Consider the following 514-nt stretch of genomic DNA (forward strand, 5'->3'; position numbering starts at 1 on the left):
ATCCTACGGCCTGCCATTCGGTGATCAGGTGCGGCTCTGCAACCACGCCGGCCAGCCGCGGAAGCGGCTGATGTCCTGCGCGCCACCCAAAGCGCCCCGGCCTACAAGCTCTACGCCCTGGCCGGCGGCCCGCCGCTGCGCCCCGGCATGCTGCGCGTGGCCGAAGGCGGCGTGGCCATCGAGGTGGAAGTCTGGGAACTGCCCAGTGCCGAGCTGGGCTCCTTCCTCACCGGCATCCCCGCGCCGCTGGGACTGGGCAAGGTGCAGCTGGAGGATGGCAGCTGGGAGACCGGTTTCATCTGCGACGCCTGGGGCCTGGACGGCGCGCAGGACATCAGCCGCTTCGGCGGCTGGCGGGCGTGGTTGCAGAGCCGCAGCTGATCACCGAATGGCAGGCCGTAGGATGGCGTGGGGGGGGGGGGGGGCACGCACAAAAAAAAAAACACAACCAAAGAGAATAGGGAAGCGCAACCACACAAACCGAGGAACCCCACCCGCGCGGGGGGCGGCGGGG

General features: G+C 69.5%; 1 pseudogene. It reads left to right on the top strand.

The features are described from left to right. Positions 1-72: 72 nt before the first annotated feature. Positions 73-381 (top strand): annotated as a pseudogene (locus tag ACCC94_RS30050) (allophanate hydrolase); the annotation flags it as partial. Positions 382-514: the final 133 nt, after the last annotated feature.

It is taken from the genome of Pseudomonas sp. Pseusp97 (genome assembly GCF_047304025.1).
In the GTDB taxonomy this organism is placed as follows: Bacteria; Pseudomonadota; Gammaproteobacteria; order Pseudomonadales; family Pseudomonadaceae; genus Pseudomonas.